The sequence below is a fragment of the Amycolatopsis sp. SID8362 genome (assembly GCF_010550475.1).
Classification (GTDB): Bacteria; Actinomycetota; Actinomycetes; order Mycobacteriales; family Pseudonocardiaceae; genus Amycolatopsis; species Amycolatopsis eburnea.
In genome coordinates, this window is record NZ_JAAGNB010000354.1 from 1 (window position 1) to 1,823 (window position 1,823).

Below are 1,823 nucleotides of genomic sequence, written 5' to 3' on the forward strand. Positions count from 1 at the left end.
CACGACTCCGCGCCCCGGCTCGGCGCCTTCGCGGAGTTCGCGGCGGCGGGCGGCCTGCACCTGCGCACCACCGTCGGCGGGCTGGCCGAACCGGTGCTGCTCGAGGACGGCCACGGGCCGGTGGCCGTCTACGGCATCCCTTACCTGGAACCGGAACCGGCCCGCCACGCGCTGGGCGTGCCGGAGGCGCGCGGCCACACCGGCGTGCTCACCGAGGCCATGCGCCGGATCCGCGCGGACCTCGCGACCCGGCCGGGCACCCGGTCGGTCGTGCTCGCGCACGCGTTCGTCACCGGCGGCGAACCGACGGATTCCGAGCGGACGATCGCGGTCGGCGGGGTCGAGCAAGTACCCGGGTCGGTCTTCGACGGCGTCGACTACGTGGCGCTGGGCCACCTCCACGGCCCGCAGACGCTCGCCGCGCACCTCCGCTACTCCGGCAGCCCGCTGGCGTACTCGTTTTCCGAAGCGCGCCAACGGAAGTCCGTCTGGCTGGTCGACCTGGACGCCGGTGGGCTGGGCGACGTGCGCAGGCACGAGCTGCCGGTGCCGCGAGCGCTCGCCACGATCACCGGCGAGATCGAGGACCTCCTGGCGGACCCGGCACACGACCTCCACCTCGGGCACTTCCTCTCGATCACGGTCACCGACCGCGTCCGCCCGGTCGACGCGATGCGGCGCCTGCGCGAGCGGTTCCCGTACGCGGTCCACCTGGAGTGGGAGCCCGCGGGCGGTCACGACGGCGCCCCGCTGCGCTACTCCGAAGCCGTCCGCGGCCGGTCCGACATCGAGATCTCGCGCAGCTTCCTCGACGACTGCCGGGGCGCCCCGCCGACCGAGAGCGAAGAGCGGCTCCTGTTCAAGGCATTGGAAGCAGCCGACCGGGGGGCCCTGGCGAAATGAGGCTGCACAGGCTGGAGGTCGAAGCCTTCGGGCCGTACTGCGCGCGCGAAGCCGTCGACTTCGACGTGCTCGGGGCCGACGGCCTCTTCCTCCTGCACGGCGAAACCGGGGCGGGCAAGACGACGCTGCTCGACGCGATCGCGTTCGCGTTGTTCGGCGTGGTCCCCGGCGCCCGCAACGAAGCCAAGCGGCTGCGCTGCGACCTCGCCGACCCCGACCAGATCACCGAGGTCGCGCTGGAGCTCACCGTGCAGGGGCACCGGCTGAAGATCGTGCGGAACCCGGAGTACCAGCGGCCGAAGCGGCGCGGCGAGGGCACGACCACCCAGCAGGCCCGGGTATCGCTGAGCTGGGTCGGCACCGCTCCCGCCGGGCTGGCCCCGGAGGGCCTGATCCGGATCGAGGAGGTCGCGCGCACCGTCGAGCGGCTGCTCGGGATGACCGCGGCCCAGTTCTTCCAGGTGGTGCTGCTGCCGCAGGGCGAGTTCGCCCGGTTCCTGCGGTCGGACACCGCCGAGCGCGAGAAGCTCCTCGAGCGGCTGTTCGGCACCGAGCGCTTCGCCGACGTCGAACGCTGGTTCGCCGACCTGCGGGCCGAGCGCGGGCGCGAGCTGGACGGCCGACAGCGGGACGTGCGGGAGCTGCTGGCCAGGTACGCGCAGGAAGCCCAGCAGGACCCGCCGGAGACGGACGTCGCCGAGTGGGTCGGCGCCGTGCTCGCCGCTTCGGAAGAGCGCGTCGGGCTGGTCACCGCCGAGGAGCTGCGGGCGCGGTCGGCCGCCCAGCGGGCGGACGCCTTCCTGCAGGAAGAGCGGGCGGGCGCGGAGAAGATCCGCCGGGTCCGCACCGCGCACCTGCGGCTGCTCGAGATCACCGAGCAGGCGCCGCAGCGGGCCGAGTGGGCGCGGGAGGTCGCGGCC

General features: G+C 74.2%; 2 protein-coding genes. Both read left to right on the forward strand.

Annotation, left to right across the window (positions count from 1 at the left end):
- The coding region (locus tag G3I65_RS11720) for an exonuclease SbcCD subunit D (protein ID WP_160696131.1) at positions 1-903 on the forward strand (903 nt) is incomplete at its 5' end.
- A partial coding sequence (locus tag G3I65_RS11725; protein WP_160696132.1) for an AAA family ATPase occupies positions 900-1,823 on the forward strand: 924 nt, incomplete at its 3' end. The genes G3I65_RS11720 and G3I65_RS11725, both read left to right, overlap by 4 nt.